The sequence below is a fragment of the Mycobacterium gordonae genome (genome assembly GCF_017086405.1).
In the GTDB taxonomy this organism is placed as follows: domain Bacteria; phylum Actinomycetota; class Actinomycetes; order Mycobacteriales; family Mycobacteriaceae; genus Mycobacterium; species Mycobacterium gordonae_D.
This window is the reverse complement of record NZ_CP070973.1, coordinates 2,431,673-2,456,886: the sequence shown is the minus strand read 5'-3', so window position 1 is coordinate 2,456,886 and position 25,214 is coordinate 2,431,673. Positions and strand designations below refer to the sequence as shown.

At 67.0% G+C, this 25,214-nt stretch carries 31 protein-coding genes; 7 read left to right on the top strand and 24 right to left on the bottom strand.

All coding sequences use genetic code 11. From position 1 onward, the window contains the following. The first annotated feature begins 99 nt into the window (after positions 1 to 99). Positions 100 to 513, top strand: a complete 414-nt coding sequence (locus tag JX552_RS10585; RefSeq protein WP_205877309.1) for a MarR family winged helix-turn-helix transcriptional regulator — start codon at positions 100 to 102, stop codon at positions 511 to 513. A 1-nt stretch (position 514) separates the two neighbouring features. Here JX552_RS10585 and JX552_RS10580 read toward each other — a convergent pair whose 3' ends face one another. The 3 genes from JX552_RS10580 to rpsB are packed head-to-tail and all read right to left on the bottom strand — an operon-like array spanning position 515 to position 3,597. Further along, complete coding sequence (locus tag JX552_RS10580) at positions 515 to 1,915, bottom strand: amidase (RefSeq protein ID WP_205877307.1); 1,401 nt, start codon at positions 1,913 to 1,915, stop codon at positions 515 to 517. A 19-nt stretch (positions 1,916 to 1,934) separates the two neighbouring features. Next, positions 1,935 to 2,750 (bottom strand): translation elongation factor Ts, encoded by an 816-nt coding sequence (gene tsf, locus JX552_RS10575; protein WP_205877305.1) that lies wholly within the window; start codon positions 2,748 to 2,750, stop codon positions 1,935 to 1,937. 13 nt (positions 2,751 to 2,763) lie between these two features. Next, positions 2,764 to 3,597 carry a 30S ribosomal protein S2 gene (gene rpsB / locus JX552_RS10570; protein ID WP_205877303.1) on the bottom strand — a complete coding sequence of 278 codons (834 nt, stop codon included), beginning with the start codon at positions 3,595 to 3,597 and terminating at the stop codon, positions 2,764 to 2,766. Between the two features lie 328 nt (positions 3,598 to 3,925). Here rpsB and JX552_RS10565 point away from each other — a divergent pair, with 328 nt between their 5' ends. After that, entirely contained in the window at positions 3,926 to 4,417 is a 492-nt protein-coding gene (locus JX552_RS10565) for a M23 family metallopeptidase (RefSeq protein WP_431195977.1), read from the top strand. Here JX552_RS10565 and JX552_RS10560 read toward each other — a convergent pair. The 9 genes from JX552_RS10560 to JX552_RS10520 form a co-directional block, all read right to left on the bottom strand. Further along, a complete protein-coding gene (locus JX552_RS10560) occupies positions 4,414 to 5,310 on the bottom strand; it encodes a tyrosine recombinase XerC (RefSeq protein ID WP_205877299.1) in 897 nt (298 codons plus the stop codon). The genes JX552_RS10565 and JX552_RS10560 overlap by 4 nt on opposite strands. Positions 5,311 to 5,343: 33 nt before the next feature. Next, on the bottom strand, positions 5,344 to 6,504 hold the full coding sequence (locus tag JX552_RS10555) for a lactate 2-monooxygenase (protein ID WP_205877297.1): 1,161 nt from the start codon (positions 6,502 to 6,504) through the stop codon (positions 5,344 to 5,346). 36 nt (positions 6,505 to 6,540) lie between these two features. Then, complete coding sequence (locus JX552_RS10550) at positions 6,541 to 7,392, bottom strand: siderophore-interacting protein (RefSeq protein ID WP_205877295.1); 852 nt, start codon at positions 7,390 to 7,392, stop codon at positions 6,541 to 6,543. Positions 7,393 to 7,425: 33 nt separating this feature from the next. Then, entirely contained in the window at positions 7,426 to 8,565 is a 1,140-nt protein-coding gene (dprA, locus tag JX552_RS10545) for a DNA-processing protein DprA (RefSeq protein ID WP_205877293.1), read from the bottom strand. Beyond that, a complete protein-coding gene (locus JX552_RS10540; protein WP_205877286.1) occupies positions 8,562 to 10,073 on the bottom strand; it encodes a YifB family Mg chelatase-like AAA ATPase in 1,512 nt (503 codons plus the stop codon). Before JX552_RS10540 ends, dprA begins: the two co-directional genes overlap by 4 nt. Next, the gene (locus tag JX552_RS10535; protein WP_205877284.1) at positions 10,073 to 10,450 is read right to left on the bottom strand and encodes a YraN family protein; all 378 of its coding nucleotides are present in this window, start codon (positions 10,448 to 10,450) and stop codon (positions 10,073 to 10,075) included. Before JX552_RS10535 ends, JX552_RS10540 begins: the two co-directional genes overlap by 1 nt. Before the next feature lie 227 nt (positions 10,451 to 10,677). Beyond that, positions 10,678 to 10,908, bottom strand: coding sequence for a deoxyribodipyrimidine photolyase (locus tag JX552_RS10530; RefSeq protein ID WP_205877282.1), 231 nt, complete (start codon positions 10,906 to 10,908; stop codon positions 10,678 to 10,680). 48 nt (positions 10,909 to 10,956) lie between these two features. After that, complete coding sequence (gene fdhD / locus JX552_RS10525) at positions 10,957 to 11,778, bottom strand: formate dehydrogenase accessory sulfurtransferase FdhD (RefSeq protein WP_205877280.1); 822 nt, start codon at positions 11,776 to 11,778, stop codon at positions 10,957 to 10,959. A 62-nt stretch (positions 11,779 to 11,840) separates the two neighbouring features. Next, positions 11,841 to 12,833, bottom strand: coding sequence for an NAD-dependent epimerase/dehydratase family protein (locus JX552_RS10520; RefSeq protein WP_205877278.1), 993 nt, complete (start codon positions 12,831 to 12,833; stop codon positions 11,841 to 11,843). Between the two features lie 127 nt (positions 12,834 to 12,960). Between JX552_RS10520 and JX552_RS10515 the strand changes: the two genes are divergently transcribed. Both JX552_RS10515 and JX552_RS10510 read left to right on the top strand, forming a co-directional pair. Continuing rightward, the gene (locus JX552_RS10515; RefSeq protein ID WP_205877276.1) at positions 12,961 to 14,319 is read left to right on the top strand and encodes a WS/DGAT/MGAT family O-acyltransferase; all 1,359 of its coding nucleotides are present in this window, start codon (positions 12,961 to 12,963) and stop codon (positions 14,317 to 14,319) included. Between the two features lie 57 nt (positions 14,320 to 14,376). Next, positions 14,377 to 15,129, top strand: a complete 753-nt coding sequence (locus tag JX552_RS10510) for a GAF and ANTAR domain-containing protein (RefSeq protein WP_205877274.1) — start codon at positions 14,377 to 14,379, stop codon at positions 15,127 to 15,129. Between the two features lie 8 nt (positions 15,130 to 15,137). On the opposite strand, the gene JX552_RS10505 is transcribed toward JX552_RS10510, so the two are convergent. Genes JX552_RS10505 through rplS form a run of 4 tightly spaced genes read right to left on the bottom strand, consistent with a single transcriptional unit; the run spans position 15,138 to position 17,483 of the window. Beyond that, on the bottom strand, positions 15,138 to 15,443 hold the full coding sequence (locus tag JX552_RS10505; protein ID WP_012393608.1) for a DUF2469 domain-containing protein: 306 nt from the start codon (positions 15,441 to 15,443) through the stop codon (positions 15,138 to 15,140). A gap of 43 nt (positions 15,444 to 15,486) precedes the next feature. Then, the gene (locus JX552_RS10500; RefSeq protein ID WP_205877272.1) at positions 15,487 to 16,215 is read right to left on the bottom strand and encodes a ribonuclease HII; all 729 of its coding nucleotides are present in this window, start codon (positions 16,213 to 16,215) and stop codon (positions 15,487 to 15,489) included. 2 nt (positions 16,216 to 16,217) lie between these two features. Beyond that, positions 16,218 to 17,084, bottom strand: coding sequence for a signal peptidase I (gene lepB / locus JX552_RS10495; RefSeq protein ID WP_205877270.1), 867 nt, complete (start codon positions 17,082 to 17,084; stop codon positions 16,218 to 16,220). A gap of 57 nt (positions 17,085 to 17,141) precedes the next feature. Then, entirely contained in the window at positions 17,142 to 17,483 is a 342-nt protein-coding gene (gene rplS, locus JX552_RS10490; RefSeq protein WP_044510756.1) for a 50S ribosomal protein L19, read from the bottom strand. A gap of 337 nt (positions 17,484 to 17,820) precedes the next feature. On the opposite strand from rplS, the gene JX552_RS10485 reads away from it, so the two are divergent. Continuing rightward, a complete protein-coding gene (locus JX552_RS10485) occupies positions 17,821 to 18,777 on the top strand; it encodes a serine hydrolase (protein WP_205877268.1) in 957 nt (318 codons plus the stop codon). A gap of 17 nt (positions 18,778 to 18,794) precedes the next feature. Here JX552_RS10485 and trmD read toward each other — a convergent pair whose 3' ends face one another. From trmD to JX552_RS10450, 7 genes are all read right to left on the bottom strand, one after another. Continuing rightward, complete coding sequence (gene trmD / locus JX552_RS10480) at positions 18,795 to 19,481, bottom strand: tRNA (guanosine(37)-N1)-methyltransferase TrmD (protein ID WP_205877267.1); 687 nt, start codon at positions 19,479 to 19,481, stop codon at positions 18,795 to 18,797. Then, complete coding sequence (gene rimM / locus JX552_RS10475) at positions 19,478 to 19,999, bottom strand: ribosome maturation factor RimM (protein ID WP_205877265.1); 522 nt, start codon at positions 19,997 to 19,999, stop codon at positions 19,478 to 19,480. Before rimM ends, trmD begins: the two co-directional genes overlap by 4 nt. 10 nt (positions 20,000 to 20,009) lie before the next feature. After that, complete coding sequence (locus JX552_RS10470; protein WP_036354608.1) at positions 20,010 to 20,252, bottom strand: RNA-binding protein; 243 nt, start codon at positions 20,250 to 20,252, stop codon at positions 20,010 to 20,012. Positions 20,253 to 20,260: 8 nt separating this feature from the next. Continuing rightward, on the bottom strand, positions 20,261 to 20,725 hold the full coding sequence (gene rpsP, locus JX552_RS10465) for a 30S ribosomal protein S16 (RefSeq protein ID WP_205877264.1): 465 nt from the start codon (positions 20,723 to 20,725) through the stop codon (positions 20,261 to 20,263). Positions 20,726 to 21,035: 310 nt separating this feature from the next. After that, on the bottom strand, positions 21,036 to 21,455 hold the full coding sequence (locus tag JX552_RS10460; protein ID WP_205877262.1) for a nuclear transport factor 2 family protein: 420 nt from the start codon (positions 21,453 to 21,455) through the stop codon (positions 21,036 to 21,038). A gap of 93 nt (positions 21,456 to 21,548) precedes the next feature. Continuing rightward, entirely contained in the window at positions 21,549 to 21,842 is a 294-nt protein-coding gene (locus JX552_RS10455; RefSeq protein WP_205877260.1) for a hypothetical protein, read from the bottom strand. A gap of 21 nt (positions 21,843 to 21,863) precedes the next feature. After that, positions 21,864 to 22,211 (bottom strand): PE family protein, encoded by a 348-nt coding sequence (locus tag JX552_RS10450; protein WP_205877258.1) that lies wholly within the window; start codon positions 22,209 to 22,211, stop codon positions 21,864 to 21,866. 453 nt (positions 22,212 to 22,664) lie between these two features. Between JX552_RS10450 and JX552_RS10445 the strand changes: the two genes are divergently transcribed. Further along, complete coding sequence (locus tag JX552_RS10445; RefSeq protein ID WP_205877256.1) at positions 22,665 to 23,543, top strand: D-alanyl-D-alanine carboxypeptidase family protein; 879 nt, start codon at positions 22,665 to 22,667, stop codon at positions 23,541 to 23,543. Positions 23,544 to 23,631: 88 nt separating this feature from the next. Next, on the top strand, positions 23,632 to 24,495 hold the full coding sequence (locus tag JX552_RS10440) for a cyclopropane mycolic acid synthase family methyltransferase (RefSeq protein WP_205877255.1): 864 nt from the start codon (positions 23,632 to 23,634) through the stop codon (positions 24,493 to 24,495). 112 nt (positions 24,496 to 24,607) lie between these two features. Here the strand turns inward: JX552_RS10440 and JX552_RS10435 are convergent, their stop codons facing one another. After that, on the bottom strand, positions 24,608 to 25,213 hold the full coding sequence (locus JX552_RS10435) for a TetR/AcrR family transcriptional regulator (protein WP_205877253.1): 606 nt from the start codon (positions 25,211 to 25,213) through the stop codon (positions 24,608 to 24,610). Between the last annotated feature and the right edge of the window lies 1 nt (position 25,214).

Genomic DNA, 25,214 nt, shown 5'->3' with positions numbered 1-25,214 from the left:
ATTTGTGGTGACCGAATTAGGGCATATTCCAATTTCACGAATAGCCAATGTGTCGCCTGGCTGCCTGGCCGGGCGGGCTGGTGTGTCAACATCCTTGATATGAGTTCGGACGCACCGCTGGGATATCTGCTGTACCGGGTGACGGCCGTGCTGCGGCCCGAGGTGTCCGCGGCGTTGAGTCCGCTCGGGCTGACGCTGCCCGAATTCGTGTGCCTGCGCATTCTGTCCCTGTCGCCGGGATTGTCCAGCGCCGAGCTGGCCCGGCATGCGAGCGTCACGCCGCAGGCCATGAACACGGTGCTGCGCAAACTCGAAGACCTCGGCGCGGTCGCCCGGCCGGCATCGGTGTCCTCCGGGCGCTCCCTGCCGGCGTCCCTGACCAAACCGGGCCAGGATTTGCTACAGCAGGCCGAGGCAGTGGTGCGCACCGCCGACGCCCGCATTCTGGCCAGGTTGACCGAAACTCAGCGGCGAGATTTCAAGAGCATGCTGGAGCGGCTCGCAACGGACTGAGCTAGCGGTGGATGCGCGCCCACGGCTGGGCCTCTTCGAGTTCGTAGGCCAATTCCAGCAGCAACGACTCGCGTCCGGTGTCGGCCGACAGCATCATTCCCACCGGCAGTCCATCGGCGGATTGAGCCAGTGGCAGGGAGATGGCGGGTTCGCCGGTCACGTTCTGTAGCGGCGTGAATGCGACCCAGTTGGTCAGTCGGTCGATGACCTGGTGGTAGTCCGTGGGCGCCAGGTAGCCGACCGACGGCGGCGGGTCGGCGAGGGTAGGGCTCAGCAGGATGTCGTAGTTGCCGAAGATACGGGCGCTGCGCCGTCGCAGTCCGCGCAGCCGCGCGATGGCCAGCGGAAGCCGGTGGATGTTGCGCCGGGTATGGCGGGCCAGGCCCAACGTCAGGTTGTCCAGCTTGGTGCGGTCGAAGCTGTCGCCGAACAAGCGCGGGCCGGTGCCGACCTGCGCGAAGGCCAGGAAACCCCAATACAGGATGAAATCGTCGACGAAACTGGCGGGCACCCAGTCGGTGTCGATGTACTCGACGTGGTGTCCCAGCTCTGCCAGCAGCGCGGCCGACTTCAGCGTCAGCTCTTTGACCTCCGGGCTGGCCTCCCGCAGCACCGAGCTGGTCAGGACGGCGATCTTCCGCCGCTGCCGACCGGGTGCCGTCACATCACCGATGGGGCGAAGTTTGGGATTGCGCCACAGCCGCTCGGCCTCCCGGTAGAAGGCGGCGGTATCACGCACCGAACGTGTCAGCACGCCGTTGGCGACGATGCCCACCGGCAGCCGCCGGTACTGCGGATCCAGCGGCATCCGTCCTCGCGACGGTTTGAGCCCGACCAGCCCGTTGCACGCCGCCGGAATCCGGATGGAACCGCCGCCGTCGTTGGCGTGCGCGATGGGCACTACGCCGGCGGCGACGAACGCTCCCGATCCCGACGACGAGGCGCCGGCGGTGTGGTCGGTGTTCCACGGGTTGCGCACCGGCCCCAGCCGCGGATGTTCGGCGGCCGCACTGAACCCGAACTCCGACAACCGCGTCTTGCCCACCGATATCAGCCCGGTGTCGAACACCACCCGGGTCACGGCGCTGTCAGCGCCCGCCGGGCGCGGCTCCCACGCGTCGGTGCCGCTCATCGTCGGCTGTCCGGCGACGTCGATGTTGTCCTTGATCAACGTCGGCACGCCTTCGAAGAAACCAGCTCCGGGACGCCCAGTTGCCGCCCTGGCCTCGTCGAACGCCCGGTACGCCAGGCCATTCAATTGCGAGTTGACGGCCTCCGCGCGGGCGATGGCAGCCTCGACCGCCTCTGCCCGGTCCACGCGGCCGGCCCGGATCTCCTCGGCCAGGGCGACCGCATCCAGGTCGCCGAGGGCGTCGTCGCCGAAAGCGTGTACGCGGGCCATGTATCGAGGCTGACCCGTGCTAGGCCTGCCCCACCTCGAAGCGCACGAAGCGGGTCACCGTCACGCCGGCCTCGTCGAGGAGTGCCTTGACGGACTTTTTGCTGTCGGACACCGACGGCTGCTCGAGCAGCACCGAGTCCTTGAAGAAGCCGTTGAGCCGGCCTTCCACGATCTTGGGCAGCGCCTGCTCCGGCTTGCCCTCGGCCTTGGCGGTCTCCTCGGCGATGCGGCGCTCGCTGGCCACCACGTCCTCCGGGACGTCGTCGCGGGACAGGTAGCGCGCCTTGAGTGCGGCGATCTGCAGCGCGACCGAGTGGGCCGCGTCGTTGTTTTCGCCCTCGAATTCGACGAGCACGCCGACGGCGGGGGGCAGGTCGGCAGCGCGCTTGTGCAGGTAGGTCTCGACGTTGCCGTCGAAGTACTGCACCCGGCGCAGCTCTAGCTTCTCGCCGATCTTGGCGGACAGCTCGGCGATTGCCTGCTCGACCGTCTTGTCACCGATGGAAGCGGCCTTGAGGCTCTCGACGTCGGTGGCCTTGGCCTCCAGAGCGGCGTTGACGACCTGGTCGGCCAGTGTCTGGAACTCCGCGTTCTTGGCCACGAAGTCGGTCTCGGAGTTCAGCTCGATCAATGCGCCCTGCTTGGCGGCGACCAGACCCTCGGCCGTCGCGCGCTCGGCACGCTTGCCGACGTCCTTGGCACCCTTGATGCGCAGCGCCTCGACCGCCTTGTCGAAGTCGCCGTCCGAGTCGGCCAGCGCGTTCTTGCAGTCGAGCATTCCAGCACCGGTCAGCTCCCGAAGTCGCTTGACGTCGGCAGCGGTGAAATTCGCCAATGCTCAGCCTTTCCTAAGATGCATCTGTGGTTGGTTCGGGTGTGCCGCTAGGGGTTTCGGTCGCGGCGGTCGCGGCGGCACCGGCCAGCAGCTCCTGCTCCCACTCCGGAAGCGGCTCTGCCACCTCGGCCTCGGGCTTGCCATCGCCACGGCCCACCCCGGCGCGGGCCTGCAGGCCCTCGGCGACCGCGGAGGCGATCACCTTGGTGAGCAGCGCGGCCGACCGGATCGCGTCGTCGTTGCCCGGGATCGGGTAGTCGACCTCGTCGGGGTCGCAGTTGGTGTCCAGGATCGCGATGACCGGGATGCCCAGCTTGCGGGCTTCGCCGACGGCGATGTGCTCCTTGTTGGTGTCGACGACCCAGATCGCCGACGGCACCTTGGCCATGTCGCGGATACCACCGAGGCTGCGCTCGAGCTTGTTCTTCTCGCGGGTCAGCATCAGGATTTCTTTCTTGGTGCGACCCTCGAAGCCACCGGTCTGCTCCATCGCCTCGAGCTCCTTGAGGCGCTGCAGGCGCTTGTGCACAGTGGAGAAGTTGGTGAGCATGCCGCCCAGCCAGCGCTGGTTCACGTACGGCATGCCGACGCGCAGCGCCTCGGCCGCGACGGACTCCTGCGCCTGCTTCTTGGTGCCGACGAACATGACGCTGCCGCCGTGGGCGACGGTCTCCTTGACGAACTCGTACGCCTTATCGATGTAGGTCAGCGTTTGCTGCAGGTCGATGATGTAGATGCCGTTGCGGTCGGTGAAGATGAACCGCTTCATCTTGGGATTCCAGCGACGGGTCTGGTGCCCGAAGTGGGTGCCGCTGTCAAGCAGCTGTTTCATGGTCACAACAGCCATGGCAATGCCCAGCTTTCAATGTCGGTTGTCGCCCGGAATCGGTTGAAACCGGGGCCCTGGCGTCTGCTGCGATGCCGAACCCGCGTCCGGGATGAACCCGGCTACGGGACCGCTCGGCAAGCTGGTGCGGGTCCCGACGTACTGGGCCGCGATGCAGGCGCGCGAAGTCAGCCCGCTTTCACGAGCTGCGTAGGAGAGTTTACACCGCGGCGGCAGGTGGTTTTTCCCACCGGCGCGGTTGTCCACACGCCGGGCGGCACGTCCACAGCGGTCCGGCCGGCGACTTGCCTGGGGTGGCCGATCGCCGTGCACTGAGCGGGTGCGATCGGTGTTGCTGGTCCTGGCCGTGTGTTGGGTGCTGCTCAATGCTCCCCCGGCGGACGCCGCGGGTGGGCGGCTTCAGTGGCCGCTGCGGCCCCGGCCGGCGGTGGTGCGAGCGTTCGACGCGCCGTCTCCCGACTGGCAGCCCGGGCACCGCGGTGTGGACCTGGCGGGCAGCCCGGGACAGCCGGTGTACGCCGCGGGAGACTCGACGGTGGTTTTCGTCGGTGTGCTGGCGGGCCGACCGGTGGTGTCACTGGCCCACCCCGGCGGCCTGCACACCAGCTACGAGCCGGTGCGCGCGAAGGTGCGGACCGGTCAGGCGGTGGCATCGGGTGCCCTGATCGGCGAGTTGGTGGCCGGCCACGCCGGCTGCCCGGCCGGCGCGTGCCTGCACTGGGGTGCGATGTGGGGTCCGGCGTCGCGCGCCGATTACCTCGATCCGCTGGGACTGTTGGCGTCGATGCCGATGCGGCTCAAGCCCCTTGACGGCGGTTAGGCCCGCGGATGAGCCTGGTCGTGAACCGCCCGCAACCGGCCGACCGCGACATGGGTGTAGAGCTGCGTGGTCGCCAGGCTGGAATGGCCGAGCAACTCCTGCACCACCCGCAGGTCCGCTCCCCCTTCGAGCAGGTGGGTGGCAGCGCTGTGACGCAGCCCGTGCGGGCCCATGTCGGGAGCTCCGTCCACAGCCGCGACGGTCTGGTGCACCACCGTGCGGGCCTGCCGCACATCAAGCCGGCGGCCGCGCGCACCGAGCAGCAAGGCGGGCCCGGACTCGGCGGTGACCAGCGCCGGCCGTCCGCCCGACAGCCAGGCGTCCAGCGCATCGGCCGCGGGTTGCCCGAACGGCGCGGAGCGCTGTTTGTTGCCTTTGCCGAGCACCCGCACCAGCCGGTGGGCGTTGTCGACGTCGTCGACGTCCAGGCCGCACAATTCACTGACCCGGATGCCGGTGGCGTACAGCAGTTCGACGATCAGCCGGTCGCGCAGGGCCAGCGGATCACCTTGTTGGGCACCGACTTTGGCTGCCGTCATGGCCGCCAAAGCCTGATCCTGGCGCAGCACCGACGGCAGGGTTCGATGGGCTTTGGGCACCTGCAGGCGGGCGGCGGGGTCGGTGGTCAGCAAGCCCCGGCGGACCGCCCAGGCGGTGAAGGCTTTCACCGAGGAGGTGCGACGGGCCAGCGTGGTGCGCGCCGCACCGGCGCCGGCGGCGCTGGCCAGCCACGACCGCAGCAGCGGCAGGCTCAGGGTCTGCAGATCCGCTCGGCGTGCGGCCAGAAAATCGAACAGCGACCGCAGGTCGCCGAGATAGGCGCGACGGGTGTGCGCGGAGCGGGCGCACTGCAGCTGAAGGTATTCGTCGAATTCCTCAAGGACCGCCTGCACGTCTCTCACGCTGACAGACGCGGCCCCGGTCTTTCAGATGACGCGCCGCAGCGTGTCCGGGGTGAGATCTTTGAGCGCCGGATAGCCGTCGACGGCCATGGTGAGGTCCGCTTCGGCGAGCAGGCTGCGCAGCACGTGGACGACACCGTCCTCGCCGCCCAGCGCCATGCCGTAGGCGTATGGGCGGCCGACGCCCACCGCGGTGGCGCCCATCGCCAGCGCCTTGACGACGTCGGACCCGCTGCGGATGCCCGAGTCGAAGAGCACTGGCACGTCGCCGGCGGCCTCGACGACGCCCGGCAGGCAGTCCAGCGCGGGCAAGCCGCCATTGGCCTGCCTGCCGCCGTGCGTCGAGCAGTAGATGCCGTCGACGCCGCCGTCGATGGCACGCCGGGCGTCGTCGGGATGGCAGATGCCCTTGATGATCAGCGGCAGGTCGGTCAGCGACCGCAGCCAGCCGAGGTCGTCCCAGGTGAGCGGATTCCCGAAGGTCTGCGCCCAGCGCAGCACGGCGCCCTGGGGGTCTTCCTCGGGCGGCCGTTGCAGGCCGGCGCGAAAGACCGGGTCGCTGGTGTAGTTGCTCAGGCACAGTCCGCGCAGTTGCGGGAAGTTCGCTGTGGTCAGGTCGCGTGGGCGCCAGCCGGGGATCCAGGTGTCGAGGGTGACGACGATGGCCTGGTAGCCGGCGGCTTCGGCGCGCTGCACCAGGCTGGCGGCCAGGTCCCGGTCCTTCGGCGTGTACAGCTGGAAGAAGCCGGGGGTGTCGCCGAACAGCGCGGCCACGTCTTCCAATGGGTCGGCGGTCAGGGTGGACACGACCATCGGCACGCCGGTGCGCGCCGCCGCACGCGCGGTCGCGAGGTCGCCGTGACCGTCTTGGGCGCACAGGCCGATCACCCCGATCGGCGCCATGAACAGCGGTGTAGGCAGGGTCAGCCCGAACATCTGCACCGACAGGTCGCGTTCGGCGGCACCGACGAACATGCGCGGCATCAGGCCCCATCGGTCGAACGCCTCGCGGTTGGCGCGCTGGGTGCGCTCGTCGCCGGCTCCCCCGGCGACGTAGGACCAGACCGACGGGGGCATCGCCATTTCCGCCCTGGCTTCCAGATCGGCAAACGCCATCGGAAGCGAGGGCGCTACCCCGGCCAGACCCTGGAAATAGATTTCGAGCTGATAGTCGCCGAATGCCATGACTTAGAGAATGCCAGCCGACGGCCGGCGCGGAACCTACTGCTCCGACGACTCGGCCTCGGCCAGTTCCTTCTTCCATTGGCGGAAGGTCTCTTCGGTGCGCCCGCGCCGCCAGTATCCGGAGATCGAGGCAGCCCACTGGGCGTCGACGCCGCGTTCCTTGCGGATGTAGGGCCGCAGGTTGTGCATGACGGCCTGCGCCTCGCCGTGGATGAAGACCTGCACCTGGCCGGGCAGCCAACCGGCGGTGGTGACCGCTTCGATCAGCGGCGCGTGGTCCCCGGCGCGATCTTCGGGAACCAGGTCCGCGCGCCCACCCCGGTATACCCAGGTGATCGCGATGCCGTCGGGTGCGGTCAGCTGTATCTCGTCGTCGGGACCGGCCACCTCGACGAAGGCCATACCGACCGCCGAGTCGGGTAGGGCTTCCAGCGCGGTCGCAATGGCCGGCAGTGCCGCCTCGTCGCCGGCGAACAGGTACCAGTCGGCGGCGGGATCGGGGGCGTAGGCGCCGCTGGGGCCCATCAGGTAGATCGGCTGGCCCGGCTGGGCGTTGGCGGCCCACTGACCCGCGACCCCGTGCTCGCCGTGCACCGCGATATCCAGCGTGATCTGCCCGGCCTCCTCGTCGACACGTCGAACGGTGAGGGTGCGCACCGGCGGGCGCTTTTCCGGCGGCAGTTCGGCAAAGCTGTCTTGCGTCAGTGGTTGTGGCAGCGCAGCTGGGTCGATGTCCTCGGCGACGAACACCAGCTTGACGTAGGAATCGGTGAACTTGCTGGGCACAAAGGCGACGAAGTCGTGACTGCGGAGCACTACGCGCACCATGTGCGGTGTGAGCTGCTCGGTACTGACCACGTCGAAAGCCTGCACAGGCCGGCCTGCCACTGATTCTCCTGTCGTGATCTGACCCCATGTCGACTATACGAGTCGGGCCCGGCCGCGCCGTCTACCGACGATCCGCCAGCACCCGTCGCGGCATTCGGCCAGACCGGTCAGTTCCAGCAGCGCAAGCGGTCCCAGCACACGTTCCGGCGGCAGGCCGGAGGCGACTGCGATCTGATCGACCGTGGCCGCGCCGCGACCGGGTAACGCCTCGAAGACCTGCCGCTCGGCCTCCCCCAACCCGTCCAGGGGCGTTGTGGGCCGCGGTTCCTCGGGCGCCAACTCACCGACGCGTCCAACCAACTCGACGATGTCCTCGCAGCGGGTGACCAGCTCAGCGCCGTTGCGCAGCAGTACGTGACAGCCCGCCGACGCCGACGATGTCACCGGGCCGGGCACCGCGGCGACCACCCGACCCAGCGATCGCGCCCAGGCCGCGGTGTTGGCGGCACCGCTGCGCAGGCCGGCCTCCACGACCACCGCCGCACCGGACAACGCGGCCACCAGGCGATTGCGGGTCAGGAAGCGGAACCGGGCGGGGCGGACACCCGGCGGGTATTCGGTGCATACCAATCCGTGTTGGCCGATGCGGTGCAGCAGCGCGGAATGACCCGCCGGATAGGGAATGTCGAGCCCGCCGGCCAGGACGGCGACGGTGGTGCCGTCGGCGCCCAGCGCGGCCCGGTGCGCCGCGCCGTCGATGCCGTAGGCGCCACCGGAGACCACCGCGACGCCACGCTGCGCCAGACCGGTGGCCAATTCGGCGGTCACGTGTTCGCCGTATGCGGTCGCGGCCCGGGTGCCGACGAGTGCGGCCGCCCGCTCGGTCACCTCGTCGAGGCGCGCGGGACCCGCCGCCCACAACACCAACGGCATCGTGGTCTTGGATCGGGTGCCGCCGAACGCGGCGAACGCGAGCAGTGGCCACTCGTCGTCATCGGGGGTGACCAGTCGACCGCCACGCCGCCGAATCACGTCGAGATCTGTTGCAGCCTGGTCGATATCGCGTCTGGCCGCGGTGCGCCGCGACAATTCGTCGTCGACCTGGCCGCGGCGGATGCGCTCAGCCGCCTCCTGCGGCCCGACCCGGTTGACCAGACTGGTGAGCTCCGCGCACGGCGGTTCGGCGACTCGCGACAGGTAAGCCCAGGCGCGCAGGGCGCAGCCGTCGTTCATCGCCGCGCCCCTGCCTGCCGGAAGCTCAGCGCGGTGGCGACCTCGGACAGTCCGGGCGAGCCACGGCCGGCCAGATCGGCCAGACTCCACGCGACCCGCAACGTGCGGTCCACGCCCCGGATGCTGAGCAGTCCATCGTCCAGGGCTTTGCGCAACGGTTGCATGGCAGCGTTGCTGGGACGGAACCTACGCCGCAGCAGCGACCCGCTGACTTCGGCGTTGGTGCTGAAGCCGTGCGGGCGCCACCGTTGCGCGGCCGCTTCCCGGGCCGCCGTCACCCGCGTGCGAACCTGCTCCGTCGACTCCCCGGCCGCGACGGTGAACGCACCCGCCCGCACCGGGTTCATCTGCACCCGCAGATCAACCCGGTCCAGCAGCGGGCCGGAAAGCTTGCCCAGATAGCGGCGCTTGACCGCTCCCGCGCAGATGCAGTCCTGCGGGTCGGCCGGCGCGCACGGGCACGGGTTGGCGGCCAGCACCAGCTGGAACCGGGCCGGGTAGCAGGCCACGCCGTCGCGGCGGGCAAGCCGAATCTCGCCGTCTTCCAACGGGGTTCGCAGCGCTTCCAGCACGCTGACGCCGATTTCCGCGCACTCGTCGAGGAACAGGACCCCGCGGTGTGCGCGGCTGACCGCACCCGGGCGGGCCATCCCCGAGCCACCACCGACGAGTGCCGCGACGGTGGAATTGTGATGAGGCGCGACGAACGGCGGCCTGCGCAGTAGCGGAGTATCGGCCGACAGCAACCCCGCGACGGAGTGAATCGCGGTCACTTCCAGCGACTCGCTCTCCGACAGCGGCGGCAGCAGTCCCGGAAGTCGGTGCGCCAGCATCGTTTTGCCCACACCGGGCGGACCGGTGAGCATCAGATGGTGGGCCCCGGCCGCGGCGACCTCGACGGCGAACCGGGCCTGCGACTGCCCTACCACGTCGGCGAGATCCACCCACGGCTCGTCGCCGGGGGCCGGTGAGACGACCCGTCGATCCAGATCGGTCGACCCGCTCAGCCAGCCCTGCAACTGCCGCAATGTGCGCACCCCCCAGACGTCGATGCCGTCGACCAGGCTGGCCTCAGCCAGGTTGTCGGCCGGCACGACAACCGCCGGCCAGCCATCCCGTTTGGCGGCCAGCACCGCGGGCAGTACCCCGCGCACCGGGCGCACCCGACCGTCCAGCGACAACTCGCCCAGCAGGACCGTCTTTTCCAGCAGATCCCAGGGCTTCTTCCGCCGCGCCGACAGCACCGCCGAAGCCAGCGCAATGTCGTAGACCGAGCCCATCTTCGGCAATGTGGCCGGTGACAGCGCCAGAGTCAGTCGTGCCTGCGGCCACTCGTTGCCGCAGTTGGACACGGCGGCCCGCACCCGGTCACGGGACTCCTGCAGCGCCGCATCCGGCAGCCCGACCAAGTGCACACCCGGCAGCCCCGAACTGATGTCGGCTTCGATTTCCACGATTTCACCGTCCAGGCCGCGCACCGCGACGGAGAACGCATGCCCGAGCGCCATCAGCCGATGCCCTGCAGATGGGTGAGCTCCGGGACGGGGCGCCGACCGATCCGCACCCCGATCACGTCGATGCGGATCATCGCCCAGCGCTCATCCTGACCGGCCAGCCAGAGCCCGGCCAGGCGTCGCAGCCGGCGTACCTTCGCCGCGGTCACCGCCTGGGCCAACCCGCCGTAACCGTCCCCGCTGCGGGTTTTGACCTCGACGAAAACGACTCTGTGCCTCGCGTTGTCACACGCGATCAGATCAAGTTCGCCGTAGCGGCAGCGCCAGTTGCGCCCGAGGATCACAAAGCCAAGGCCGATCAGATGATCCAGGGCCAACTGTTCACCCCACGCTCCGAGCTGAGCTCGCGTCATGGTATTTCCGGTCGTCATGCCGCTACCGTGCACGGGGGCGGCGACATCGTCGGCGCCCCCGTGGGGGCTCAACCGCGACGGTGCGGGCCGTCATCCCCAGTCCCCTTGTTATCCACAGGAGTCCGCCGTCGAGTCCACATCTCGCCCGCGCCACCACGGCCAATCGATTCGATCAACGGCCCCGCGACGGTCTCTGGCTGCAGGCGACCAATCAGGCGCAGCGGCGCACTCCGGGCATCAACAGGTCAGGTCTTCTTGCTGGGGATGATGATGACCACGATCAGCGTCAGAAGGCTGAAGAACAGCCCCAGCATCCCCCAGACGAGGGCGCTGCGCCCCTTCATCGACGCGACCACCGCGCAAATAATGGCCGCGATGATGCTGCCGATCGCTACGAAGATCCCTTTGATGCCGCGCAGAATGAAACCCGCTGCCTCCGGATTGCTCTGCGCGGCCAACACCATCTGATGCAACATGGCCGCCTCCTCAGCTGTGTCAGTACGTCCGGCTACCCGCGGCAGGCGCTAATCAAGCCGGTCCGTCCTGGTGTAGACGTTCATCGAGTCCTCCCGCAGAAATGCCACCAGCGTGATCCCGGACTCCTCTGCCAGCGAGACGGCCAGCGACGACGGCGCGGAGACGGCGGCCAGCACCGGAATACCGGACATCAGCGCCTTCTGGGTCAACTCGAACGATGCCCGTCCGCTCACCAACAACACCGACCCAGCCAACGGCACCCGCCCGCGCTCCAGCGCCCAGCCGATGACCTTGTCGACCGCGTTGTGCCGGCCGATGTCCTCGCGCACGACGAGCATCGTTCCGTCCGCCTCGAACAGCGCCGCGGCGTGTAAACCGCCGGTCGCGGCGAACACCTTCTGGGCGCTCCGAAGCCGGTCCGGCATCGCCCGCAACGCTTCCGCGCGGACCGTCACCGGATCGTCTCCGGGGGCATGCCGGCTGATCAGTCGCACCGCCTCGAGCGAGGCCTTGCCGCAGACACCGCACGAGGAGGTGGTGTAGAAGTTGCGGGTCACGTCGAGACTCGGTGGCTCGACGCCGGGCGCCAGCGTCACGTCCACAATGTTGTAGCTGTTCACCCCGTCATCGCCGCTACCCTCGCAGTAGCGGATGGCCTGCACATCGGCGCGGCGGGCGATGATTCCCTCGGTGAGCAGAAACCCTTGCGCCAGTTCGAAATCGGACCCGGGCGTGCGCATCGTGACGGTGCTCGGCGTGCCGTTGAGACGGATCTCCAGCGGCTCTTCGACGGCCAGGGTCTCCTGACGGGTGACAACGTGGCGGCCGGCCAGATGGGTGACCCGCCGACGCACAGTTAAGCGCCCCACGGAAGCTGCCTGGCCGACACCGCCACCTCGGCTGTCACGGCCTCAACGTACCTTGACCGGCCTCACACCGCTGACGCCAACGACTCCAGTGCCTCCGCCGAGGTGTGCGTCGGGTGCCACCCGAGGTCCCGCTGGGCGCGGGTGGTGTCCATGACGACCGATGCGCGCGCCACATGCAGCCATTCCAGCAGCGATGGGACGAACGGCAGCCGGGAAATGGCCGCGGACGCCGCCGATGCCGCGGCCGCCGGCACCCGTACCGGCCGTCCGCCCAACGCCCGGGCGACGTCGCTGATGGTCACCACCCCGTTGCCGGCGATGTTGTAGGCCCCTGGCGGGGCCGGGGCGACGGCCGCCAGCGCGATCGCGGCGGCGACGTCGTCGTGGTGCACCAGCTGCAGCGGCACGCCCGGATCCGGCAACACCGGCTTGAGTTTCTGCAGCACCTTCGACACCACCCGCAGCGGTGCGGGCAGCTGGTTCCACGGCATCGCGTCAGCCAGGGCCGGCGCCTCCGGGCCCGTCACGATGCAGGGTCGCAACACGAACACCTCCAGCGGCGAATCCGCGGTGAGGTGGGCGAGCATCGCCTCGCACGCCGACTTCTGCGCGGAATAGTAGTGCTCGGCAGAACCGCGCGTCGGCACGTCCTCGGTCAGCGGCACCGGGTTGTCGGAGTGGTAGCCGTAAGCCGCCACCGACGAGGTGTAGACCAGACGCCGCGGCTTTCCGGACGTCTTCTGCGCCTTGACCGCGGCCTCGAAGACATTGCGGGTGCCCTGCAGGTTGACCCGTTCGCTCTCTTCCCGCGACCCCATGACGATGAACGCGAGGTGGACCACCACGTCCGCCTCGGCGACCAGCGCGTCCACGGCGTCGCGATCCAGAATGTCGCCCTGCATGTACGTCGTCTTCGACCAGCCTCGCGACAACGGGTCGAACGGCCGCCGCGCCATCCCGATGATCCTGCACACCGCGGGCTCGCGCTCCAACGCCGTAACAGCTGATATGCCGATCTCCCCGGTCGGGCCGGTCACGGCGACTGTGAGTCCCATTTGAATGCGGCTTCCCGTCGCGGTTACCTGCCAAACGCGGAAGGTCGAAGCTCACAAATGTGTGCGAACTGCGGCAGATGGTTATTCATAGCGCGTTCATACCGGGCGTCACGGCGAAAGAGGCACCATGGAGCTGATTGCACCGGCCGATTCGATGTTCCTGATCGGCGAATCCCGCGAGCATCCGATGCATGTCGGCGCTCTCCAGCTGTTCCAGCCGCCCGAGGGCGCCGACGAGGATTTCGTGACCGAGGCCTACGAGTCGATGCTCGGCTGCACCGACGTCCAGCCCACGTTCCGTAAACATCCGGCGTTCCTCGGGCCGGTCACCAACCTCGCCTGGTCGCACCAGCGCGAGGTCGAACTCGACTACCACTTCCGGCGCTCGGCGTTGCCGCGCCCGGGCCGCGTGCGGGAGCTGCTGGAGCTGGCCTCCCGCCTGCATGGCAGCCTGCTCGATCGCCACCGGCCCCTCTGGGAAGCGCATCTGGTGGAGGGTCTCAACGACGGCCGCTACGCGGTGTACACCAAGTTCCACCATTCGCTGATGGACGGGGTGTCCGCGCTGCGATTGATGCAGCGTGCGTTCACCAGCGATCCCGACGACGACCAGGTACGGGTGCCCTGGGAGCTCAAACCACGCCATCGCCCGGGCGGCGGCCACAAGTCGTCGCCGCTGGACACGCTGACCGACACGGTGCGCTCCACCGCTGCCCTGGCGCCGTCGACGTTGTCACTGGCCCGTGCTGCGCTGCTCGAACAGCAGCTGACCTTTCCGTTCCGGGCGCCCAAGACGATGTTCAACGTCCGGATCGGCGGCGCTCGGCGCATCGCCGCGCAGTCCTGGCCACTGGAACGGATCCATGCGGTCAAGGCGGCCGCCGACGCATCCTTCAACGACGTCGTGCTGGCCATGTCGGCCGGGGCCCTGCGGGCGTACCTGATCGAACAGAACGCGCTGCCGGACACTCCGCTGATCGCGATGGTGCCGGTGAGCCTGCGCAAGGAAGGCGAAGCCGAAAGCGGCGGCAACTCGGTAGGCACCGTGCTCTGCAACCTGAACACCCACATCGAAGATGCGGGTAAGCGCATCCAGGGCATCAGCTCCTCGATGAGCGAACAGAAGGAGGTGTTCAACCAGCTGCCCAAGGTTCAGCAGCTCGCGCTGTCCGCCTTCATGACCGGCGGACTGTTCCTCGGACTCATTCCCGGGTTCATCCGTACCGCCCCGCCGCCGTTCAACATCGTGATCTCCAACGTGCCCGGTTCCAAGGAACCCTTGCACTGGCGGGGGGCGCAGATGGTGGGCAACTACCCGCTGTCGATTACCCTGGATGGTCAGGCGATGAACATCACGGTGACCAACAACGCCGAGAATCTCGACTTTGGTCTTGTCGGCGCCAGAGGCAGCGTGCCGCACCTGCAGCGGATGCTCAGTCACCTGGAGACATCGTTGAAGGATCTCGAACGCGCCGTCGGCGCGTAAGGTCACGCGCGGCCCGGCTACTCTACGGCCATAGCAGCGCCGAAGGGAGGAAGCGACGTGGCCGAGCAATCCAACGCCGCTAGTGCGGCACCGGGTGCACTCACTGCTGACCCGGCAACGGTTTTCGCCGCCCTTGCCGAGATCATCTATCAGGGCTCCGACGCGACCCAGATGTATGCCGCGATCTGCGTGGCAGCAACCCTGGTGGTCCCCGGCTGCGACCACGCCAGCCTGCTGGTCAAGCGCGACGATCGCTACGTCACCGTCGGCGCCAGTTCGCGGCTCGCCCACCGCGTTGATGACCTCGAACGCCGCTCCGGCGACGGTCCCTGCATCGATGCGATCGAAGAAGAAACGCCGCAGGTCGAACCGGACCTGACCAAGCCGAACCAGTGGCCACATTTCGCCGCCCGGCTGGTGGAGGAGACACCGGTGCGCGGCGCCATGGGGTTCCGGCTGCTGATCGACAAGCGCAAGGGCGCGGCACTGAACCTGTTCAGCGAAAAGCCCAACGTCTTCGACTCGGAGGCCGCGGGCCGGGCCGCGGTGCTGGCCTCCTTCGCCAGCGTCGCCATCAACGCCATCGCGCATGGCGAGGACGCCACCAGCCTGCGCCGGGGCCTGCTGAGCAACCGCGAGATCGGCAAGGCTGTGGGCATGTTGATGATGCTGCACGACATGAACGAGGACGACGCCTTCGATCTGCTGCGGCGCCACTCGCAGGGTCTCAACATCAAGCTCGCCGACGTGGCCCGCAAGGTCATCGAGTCCCGCGGCAACCTGCCGGACTCCGAGGAGGATGGGTCCTAGGCTGGGCGCTATTCGGGCAGCCGAAGTTCCGGCTTCTCAACCTCTTCGATATTGACGTCTTTGAACGTGACCACCCGCACCTGCTTGACGAAGCGGGCCGGCCGGTACATGTCCCACACCCACGCGTCGGCCAGCCGCAGTTCGAAATACACTTCGCCGTCGGCGTTGCGGGGCACCATCTCCACGCTGTTGGCGAGATAGAAGCGGCGCTCGGTTTCCACGACATAGCTGAACTGACCGACGATGTCTTTGTATTCGCGGTACAGCGAGAGCTCCATCTCGGTCTCGTACTTTTCGAGATCCTCAGCACTCATCAGTTCAGACGTCCTTCTCCCGGAGCTGCTGCCCCATCTTCTCTCAACGGAAATCGCCGCATTCGGCGGGATGGCACTGAGGGTCCGGGGGGCATTCGGCCACGAAATCGGTGGCGCCGCCGGCCGCGACCCGCCGCACGTTGATGAACGAATACCGGTGCTGTGGGCACGGACCCAGCTCGGCCAGTGCGCGGCCGTGGGCGCGCGTGCTGTAGCCCTTGTGGTCGGCGAAACCGTAGCCGGGGTGCTCGGCATCCATCGCCACCATCAACCTGTCCCGGCTGACTTTCGCCAGGACACTGGCCGCGGCGATACAGGCGGCCGCCGCGTCACCGCCGATCACCGGCAGCGACGGCACGGACAGGCCCGGGACCCGGAAACCGTCGCTCAAGACATAGCCGGGCCGCACCGACAGCCCGGCCACGGCCCGCCGCATGCCTTCGATGTTGGCCACGTGCACACCGCGGCGGTCCACCTCGGTCGACGGGATGAACACCACGTGGTAGGCCAGTGCGTAGCGCCGGATCAGCGGAAACAGCTTTTCCCGGGTCTTCTCGGTCAGCTTCTTCGAATCGTCTAGAGCCGCAAGACTTTCCAAACGCCCCGGACCGAGAACGCACGCCGCCACCACCAGCGGACCGGCACAGGCGCCGCGACCCACTTCGTCCACCCCGGCCACCGGGCCCAGACCGCTGCGATACAGAGCGGATTCCAGGGTGCGCAGACCCCCAGACTTGCGGATCACGGTCCGCGGTGGCCAGGTGGTGGCCATGGTCACTGACCCTGCTGGGGGTCGATCGAACCCACACCACCCCATCGCTTGGGCGGCCACACGATGAACCGGGCCTTGCCGATGACGTTGGCGACCGGCACGGTGCCCGCGGTCGGGTCCCCGGTGCACAGCATCGGGCAGTGAGCGCGTGAATCCGCCGAATGCGTCCGGTTGTCACCCATCACCCACAGCCGTCCCTGCGGCACGGTGACCGGACCGAACTCGCTGCCCAGACACGGATAGACCGACGGGTCGGCCATCATGGTGGACGGGTCCAGGTACGGCTCTTTGAGCGGCTTGCCGTTGACCGTCAGTCCGGTGTCCGCGCGGCAGGCCACCGTCTGGCCGCCGACGGCGATCACCCGTTTTACCAGGTCGTTCTCGTCAGGCGGTACAAAGCCAATGAACGACAGCGCATTCTGGACCCAGCGCACCACGGTGTTGGATGAGCGGATCGACTTGTAGCCGACGTTCCACGACGGCGGTCCCTTGAAGACGATGACGTCGCCGGGTTTGGGAGAACTGAACCGGTAGGTGAGTTTGTCGACCATGATGCGGTCGCCGACACACGTGGAACAACCGTGCAGGGTGGGCTCCATCGACTCCGACGGAATCAGGTACGGACGCGCGACGAACGTCAGCATCACGTAGTAGAGAACGATCGCAACGACCGCGAGCGTGGTCAGTTCCCGCAGCGTCGAGCGCTTTTCGGGCTTCTCCTGCTTGCGCTTGGCTTTGGGATCCGGGTCGACCTCGCCCGACGTGTCAGCCTCCGGCTTCGTCGACGGTCCAGTCGACTCCGACCTCCCAGCGTCCGTCCGGCGCTCCGAGGAAGAGTCCTCCGGAGGAGAATCCTCAGTGTCAGTCACGAGATCAGCGTAGCCAGCACGGAACGTACGGCTGTGGACGCCGGGTCGCGTCCGCGGTCAGCGCTTTTCCTTGATCTTGGCTTTCTTGCCCCGGAGCTCACGCAGGTAGTAGAGCTTGGCGCGACGGACGTCGCCACGGGTCACCACCTCGATGTGGTCGATGTTCGGCGAGTGGACCGGAAACGTCCGCTCCACGCCGACGCCGTAGCTCTCCTTGCGCACCGTGAACGTCTCGCGGATGCCGCCGCCCTGGCGACGGATCACGACGCCCTTGAAGACCTGGATGCGCTCTTTGGCGCCCTCGATCACCTTGACGTGCACGTTGATGGTGTCGCCCGGGTTGAAGGCGGGGATGTCGTCGCGCAGCGACGCCTGGTCGACGAAGTCCAGCCTGTTCATTGGAAAGACACTTCCTCGGGGTCGCGGCTTCGCTGACCGGCCCGCACGCGGACGTGCGACGGTCGCCAAGCCGATGGTTAGGGCTCTTTGGGTGCATCCCCCAGCAGGCGGTAGGCACCCGGCCCGCCGACAACCGCTGAAAGACAACTGGCCAATTGTGCCAGACAGGGCGCATGCAGTGAAAATCACAGGAAACTGTAGTGGTTCACGCCCGTCCTAAACCGCCTGCAAGTGGTACATATAGCTGGGGTTGAACCGGGCGGATCGTGAACCCTCGACGACCGCCCGCCGGATGCCCTGGACACCTCGAACAGCCCACTTTTGCCGAAGGAGTGCGATGCGAACCCGGCCGCTGACGTTGCTTTCCGCCGTGGCGGCGGTGGCGTTGGTGGTGGTCGCCGGTTGCGAAGCGACCGTGCACGCGAAGGCGTTCGGCTACTCGACCGACCAGACCGCGGCTCAGCAGCCGCCGCAGCCTCAACAGCAGCTGGTGGAACTGCTGCTGCGCTCCATCACGCCGAGCGGCCAGCCGATGGCGCTACCGACGCTGGCGGTGGGCGGACTCGAAGGCGTACAGGCGCGTATCCAGCAGGCCACCGACCAGGCCGCCGCCGGCGGCGCGACCCTAGCGGTGGCCATCCTCGATCGCGCCACTCACCAGCTGGTTTCCAACGGCAACAGTCAGATCATCGCCACCGCGTCGGTAGCCAAGTTGTTCATCGCCGACGACCTGCTGTTGCGAGAGTCCGAGGGCCGAGCCGTGTTGTCCCCCGACGATCGCCAGTCACTAGACGTGATGTTGCAGTCTTCCGACGACGGCGCGGCCGAGCGTTTCTGGGGCCAGGACGGCGGCGATTCGATCATCACCCAGGTGGCCCGCCGGTACGGCTTGACGTCGACCACGCCGCCCAGCGACGGACGGTGGTGGAACACCATCAGTTCGGCGCCGGACCTGATCCGCTATTACGAAATGCTGCTGGACGGCTCCGGTGGACTGCCGACGGATCGCGCCCGGCTGATCGTCAACGACCTGGCCAAGTCGACACCGACGGGAGTCGACGGCTACCCGCAGCGGTTCGGAATCCCCGACGGGCTGTACGCCGAACCCGTCGCGGTCAAACAGGGCTGGATGTGTTGCATCGGCGCCGACTGGATGCACCTGTCGACCGGGGTGATCGGCAAAGACCGCCGCTACATCATGGTGATCGAGTCGCTGCAGCCCTCCGACGACGCCACCGCGCGTGCCACGATCACCCAAGCGGTCAAGACGATCTTCCCGAACGGCCGGATTTAGTTCGCGCGAGCGGCATCTCAGTCGAGCAGCTCCGGCCGGCGGTCGCGGGTGCGCTGCAATGACACCTCGCGGCGCCAGGCCGCTATCCGGGCATGGTCACCCGACAACAGAATCTCCGGAACGTCCAGGCCGCGCCAGCTCGGCGGGCGAGTGTAGCTGGGCCCCTCGAGCAACCGGTCCAGAGCCGGCGAATGCGAATCATGTTCGGCCGAGGCGGGATTGCCGAGCACGCCGGTTATCAGCCGCAGCACCGCCTCGATCATTACCAGCGCCGCCGACTCACCGCCCGGCAGCACATAGTCGCCGATCGACACCTCTTCGACGCGCATCCGCCGCGCGGAATCCTCGACGACCCGCTGATCGATGCCCTCGTAACGGCCACAGGCGAACACCAGGTGCCGCTCGGCGCTCCATCGCTGCGCGGTGGACTGGTCGAACAGCACGCCCGCCGGACTGGGAACCACCAAAAGCGTTTCTTCCGAACATACTTCGTCCAGCGCCTCACCCCAGACCGGCGCCTTCATCACCATGCCCGGCCCTCCGCCATACGGTGAGTCATCCACCGAATGGTGCACGTCGTGCGTCCACCGGCGCAGATCGCGCACCTGCAGATCGACCAGACCCGCGGCAATCGCCTTGCCGGGCAACGATTCTCGCAACGGATCCAGATAGGCCGGAAAGATCGTGACGACGTCGATTCTCATCCCAGATCCAGTAGACCGTCTGGTGGTTCGATCTCCATGGTGCCGTCGTCCAGCGACACCGAGGTGACGATCGCGCTCACGAACGGCACCAGCACTTCACCGGATTCGCTTTTCACAGAGAGCAATTCGCCACCGGTGGTGTGCAGAACCTCGGCGACGACACCGACCTCCTGACCCTGTGTGGTGCGGACCCGCAGTCCCTCGAGCTGATGGTCGTAGTAGGTGTCCGGCTCCTCGATCGGCGGCAGCTCGTCGGAGTCGATGACGAACAAGCTGCCGCGCATCGCGTCGGCGCCGTCCCGGTCGTCGACGCCGGCCAGGCGAACCAGCAGCCGGGAGCCGTGCGGGCGCGCACTCTCGACGACGTAGCTGCGAGCCGGACCCGGATCACGAGGTTTCTTGGCACGCAACGTGGCACCCGGTGCGAACCGGACGTCGGGATCGTCGGTGCGGACGTCGACGACAAGTTCGCCGGTGATGCCGTGCGCTTTGGCCACGCGCCCGACGATCAGCTCCATCTGAGCGCTGCTACTGGTCGGTGTCCACCACGTCGACGCGGATTCCGCGGCCACCGATACCGGCGACCAGGGTGCGCAGCGCGGTGGCGGTTCGTCCACCCCGACCGATCACCTTGCCCAGGTCGTCGGGATGGACGTGAACCTCGACTGTGCGCCCACGACGGCTGGTCACCAGATCCACCCGGACATCGTCCGGGTTGTCGACGATGCCCCGGACCAGGTGTTCGACGGCGTCGACCACGACGGTGCTCACGGCGCCGATCAGCTTTCGGTGGATTCGGACGTTTCGGCCGCTTCGGCCGGCGCCTCGGCCTCCTCGCCCTTGGCGGCCTTCTTCGGAGCGGACTTCTTCTTCGGCTTGGTGGCATCGGTGGTGGGTCCGCCGTCGGCGGCCGCCAGCGCGGCGTTGAACAGCTCGAGCTTGCTGGGCTTGGCCGGCTTGACCTTCAGACGGCCCTCGGCGCCGGGCAGGCCCTTGAACTTCTGCCAGTCACCGGTGATCTTGAGCAGCTTGAGGACGGGCTCGGTGGGCTGGGCGCCGACACCCAGCCAGTACTGCGCGCGCTCGGAGTCGATCTCGATCAGGCTCGGCTCTTCCTTGGGGTGGTAGCGGCCGATGACCTCGATAGAGCGACCGTCGCGACGGGTGCGCGCATCGGCGACAGCGATGCGGTACTGGGGATTGCGGATCTTGCCAAGCCGGGTCAGCTTGATCTTCACAGCCATGGTTAAGCGATTCTCCTGTTGGTGTCACGCTGCAATTCAGCGACCGGGGCGGGATGCCCGGGTCCGGTTTCGCCTCGCGTGTGTGACCACCCGACGATCGTGATCGCGGAGCGGACAGCGGCCCATTGTGCCAGAACAGGGTTGTCCCGCGGAAATTGCCGTGGCGATCGCTGCGTGGCGGAGCCGGGCGCCGCGGGTCGCCGCCATTGCGGCGCGGCGTGCTGCGCCCAGATTGCCATCGTGGTCGTGTTCGCGGCCGAGGACACAACCCTGCCGGCAATCTCGGCGACGGCGGTAACTGGCCCGCCGGCTACATCACCTTCTGAAACGTCTTGGTCTCGACTCGACGCGTCATGCGCCAGCCCTCGGGTGTGCGTACGAACTCGTCGTCGTACCAGAGTCCACAGAACAGAATCTGCTCCTTCTCGCCGCCGAGCACCATCGGGTTGAAGCAGATCACCCTCGACGACGCGGTGTCGCCGTCAATGCGCACCGAAAAGTTGCCCAGCATGTGCGAATACACCGGGAAGTTCGGCAACACCTCCGACAGCCACTTCTTGACCTCTGGGTACTGGCCAGCGATACCGCCGAGGGCCGTGTAATCGATGTAGGCGTCGGTGGTGAACACGTTGTCCAGGTCGTCGAATCGCCGTTGGTCGATGGCGGTGGAGTAATCCACCAATAGCTGTTGGATCTCCAGACGGTCGGAGATCTCTTCCAGGCTCAACATGTCTCGATTGAACACCGCTCACCGGTGGGTGCCGGTACCGGCGTCAGGAAGGCGACGCCATCTCGTCACCGGAGACCCACGGCAGGGACGTGGTCAGGTGTTCAGCCCGCCGATGCCACCGGAACCGCCAGAACCGCCAGAGCCGCCGGTGCCGTCTTGACTACCTGGGCTGCCGGTGCCGCCAGCGGTACCCAAAACCTGGGTCCCCTCTGGTGTGGTCGCCGTGACCGAACAACATCTGCATATTGGCCCCACCGTCACCACCGTCACCACCGTCACCACCGACACCACCAACACCGCCCACACCACCATCACCGCCGGCGCTACCCCACAACCATCCCCCGGCACCACCGTCTTGACCGGTACCCGCAGCACCGTCAACCCCATTGCCAATCAACGGACGACCAGTCAGCGCCTGACTTGGCCCATTGATGACACTGGCGTCGCCTGACTCAACTGCTGCATCATCTCAGCGTTTACCGCTTCAGCACTGGCGTAACTGTGCGCCGCGCCCTGCAACAACTGCACCAACCGCAGCTCAAACGCCTCCACCTCACGACTCAGCGCCTGATACTGCCGGCCCTGCTCGGCGAACAACTCAGCAATGGCCGCCGACACCTCATCGCCAGCCGCAGCCACCACCCTCACCGTCGGGCCGGCGGCGCAGCGGTTCGCGGCACTCAAACCCGTACCCAGCCTGATCACATCAGCTGCGGCCGCCTCGAATGCACCCGAACCGACAAATACGTGCGACATTGCCGTACTCCATCAACTCACGCTGGATCGCCATAGATAACACGACAGAGAAGCTCACAATAACGTTTTGAAGGGTAGCCGATTTCCGAAAACAATGGGTCATTCGGAGAAAGTCCGCAGACCGGATCCATAAAGAAATTGATGAATATTCTTCAACTCCCATGATACGGGAAAAGGCAACGGCTATCGTATGTTTGCGACCAGCCGTGCCAGTTCTGCCGGCCAATTGACAAGCACCCTATGGACATCTGTCAATCCATTCGGCATTATCATCGCAACACAGTTACGGCACACACAATACTTCAAGATACGACTGGCGGTGAAATGCAGCCCGTCCGTTACCGGTCGGCCCGCCTGCAATGGAGCTGACCCAGGCGCGAGTGCCATATCGTCGCCAATAGCGCGACTGCCCGAGATGGTCACGGCCCGCGGCAGAAGTTAAAATTTGCCCCCATGCGAAAGCTCATGGCCATCGCCGCTGCCCTGCTCGGAGTCACCTGCCTCGGTGCGACCCCCGTCGTCAGAGCGGACACCGATGTCCAGCAGGCAGCGGGTTCGTTGCCGATCCCCGACGGCCCCGCACAGACCTGGATCGTCGCCGATATGGACAGCGGTCAGGTGCTGGCCGGTCGCGAGCAGAACGTCGCCCATCCGCCTGCGAGCACCATCAAGGTGTTGTTGGCGCTGGTGGTGCTCGATGACATACCGCTGAACTCCACCGTTGTCGCCGACTTCACGGACACCGCGGTGGAATGCAACTGCGTCGGGGTGAAAGTCGGCCACAGCTACACGGCGCGCCAACTGCTCGACGGCCTGCTGCTGGTGTCGGGCAACGACGCGGCCAACACGCTGGCCGACATGCTGGGCGGCCAAGAGGTCACCGTGGCCAAGATGAACGCGAAGGCCGCATCGCTGGGCGCGTCGAACACCCACGCGGCGACCCCGTCCGGTTTGGACGGGCCCGACGGGTCCGGCTGGTCGACGGCACACGACCTCGCAGTGATCTTCCGCGCGGCGATGGCCAACCCGACATTTGCCAGCATCACCGCAGAGCCGTCCGCGATGTTTCCCGGCGAGAACGGCGATCAACCGATCCTGAACCAGGATGAGCTGCTCGCGCGCTATCCCGGTGCCATCGGCGGCAAGACCGGTTTCACCAACGCCGCCCGCAAGACTTTCGTCGGGGCGGCGGCCCGTGGTGGGCGCCGGCTGGTGATCGCCATGATGTACGGGCTAGTCAAGGAGGGTGGACCGACGTACTGGGACCAAGCGGCCAGCCTTCTCGACTGGGGTTTCGCGCTCGGCCCGCAGGCCGGTATCGGCTCCCTGTGACAGCCGGGCACGCTCCGGTCACAGCAAAGCATCGCCGCGGCGTTTTCTGCGACCGGGACGCGTCCGCCGGGGTAGCCTGACCAGCCTTATGGTTGACGGCCTGATGCCACATTTCGAGGATGTGCAAGCGCACTACGACCTGTCTGACGAGTTTTTCCAGCTGTTTCTGGATCCGACTCAGACCTACAGTTGCGCGTTCTTCGAGCGCGCGGATATGACCCTCGAACAGGCGCAGCTGGCCAAGATCGACCTGTCTCTGGGCAAACTGGGTCTGCAGCCCGGGATGACGCTGCTCGACGTGGGCTGCGGCTGGGGCGCCACGCTGCGTCGGGCCATCGAACAGCACGATGTCAACGTGGTCGGCCTGACGCTGTCCAAGAATCAAGCGGCTCATGTGCAGAGGTCGTTCGACCAGCTGGACAGTCCGCGCACCAGACGCGTGCTGTTGCAGGGCTGGGAACAGTTCGACGAGCCCGTCGACCGCATCGTGTCGATTGGCGCCTTCGAGCATTTCGGTCACGACCGGCATGCCGACTTTTTCGCGAAGGCTCACCAGATCCTGCCCGCCGACGGTGTGATGATGCTGCACACGATCACCGGCTTCACCAAGCAGCAGATGACCGATCGCGGTCTACCTCTCACGTTGCGGGTGATCCGGTTCTTCCACTTCATCAAGACTCAAATCTTCCCGGGTGGCGCCCCGCCGATCGTAGAGATGGTCGAAGAGCATTCGGCCAGTGCGGGTTTCACGCTGACCCGCAATAAGTCACTGCAACTGCACTACGCCCGCACTCTCGATCTGTGGGCGCAAGCCCTCGAGGCGCACCGGGATCAAGCGATCCAGATCCAGTCCGAAGAGATCTACGACCGCTATATGCACTACCTGACCGGCTGCGCCGACCTTTTCCGGGCCGGCTACATCGACGTCAATCAGTTCACCTTGCAGAAATAGCGCCACCGTAATGAGCCACGAGCAGACGCAAAGTCACCTCAGATCGCTTGCGATTGTGTGACTTTGCGTCTGCTCGACGTTCTACGTCTTCGGCTTGCCGGGGCTTCGGGGGTCAGGCAGAAGTAGGGTCCCGCCACACCGCCGCGATCAGCGCACTCAACACTGGAATCCTGCGCTCGGAGATCTCAGGTCGCGGGAGCACCCCCTCCACGACGGCGGCACCGTCGAAGAGGTTGGTCAGCAACGCCACCACCACCGGGAGGGAGTCGTTCACGAAGCCGTCCGCGCCGGGCATTTCCCGCGCCACTTCGTCGAGCTTTGCCGAATACTGGCCCAGCTCGTGCTGCAAAGTGCCTCGCAGCTTCTCGTCGGTGCGCGCAGCGACCAACAGTTCGTAAAGCACGGCGTGGGTCGGGCTGGTCGTGACGTCGTGCAGGATGCCCAGCACGGCTTCCGGCGCCGACCGGTCGGCCGGGATCTCCGCGACCTGCTTGGTGAAGATTTCCAGTTGTCGGCGTAGCACCTCTGATGCGGTGGCCGCCATGAAGTCACCCATCGTCTCGAAGTGACGGAACAGGGCGCCCACCGATACTCCGGCCCGGTTGGTGATCAGAGCGGCCGAGGTACGGGCATATCCGACCTCGACGATGGTGTCGATACAGGCCTGCAGAAGCCGGCCGACGGTCTCCTCGCGGCGTTGCTGCTGGGTCCGGGCCATT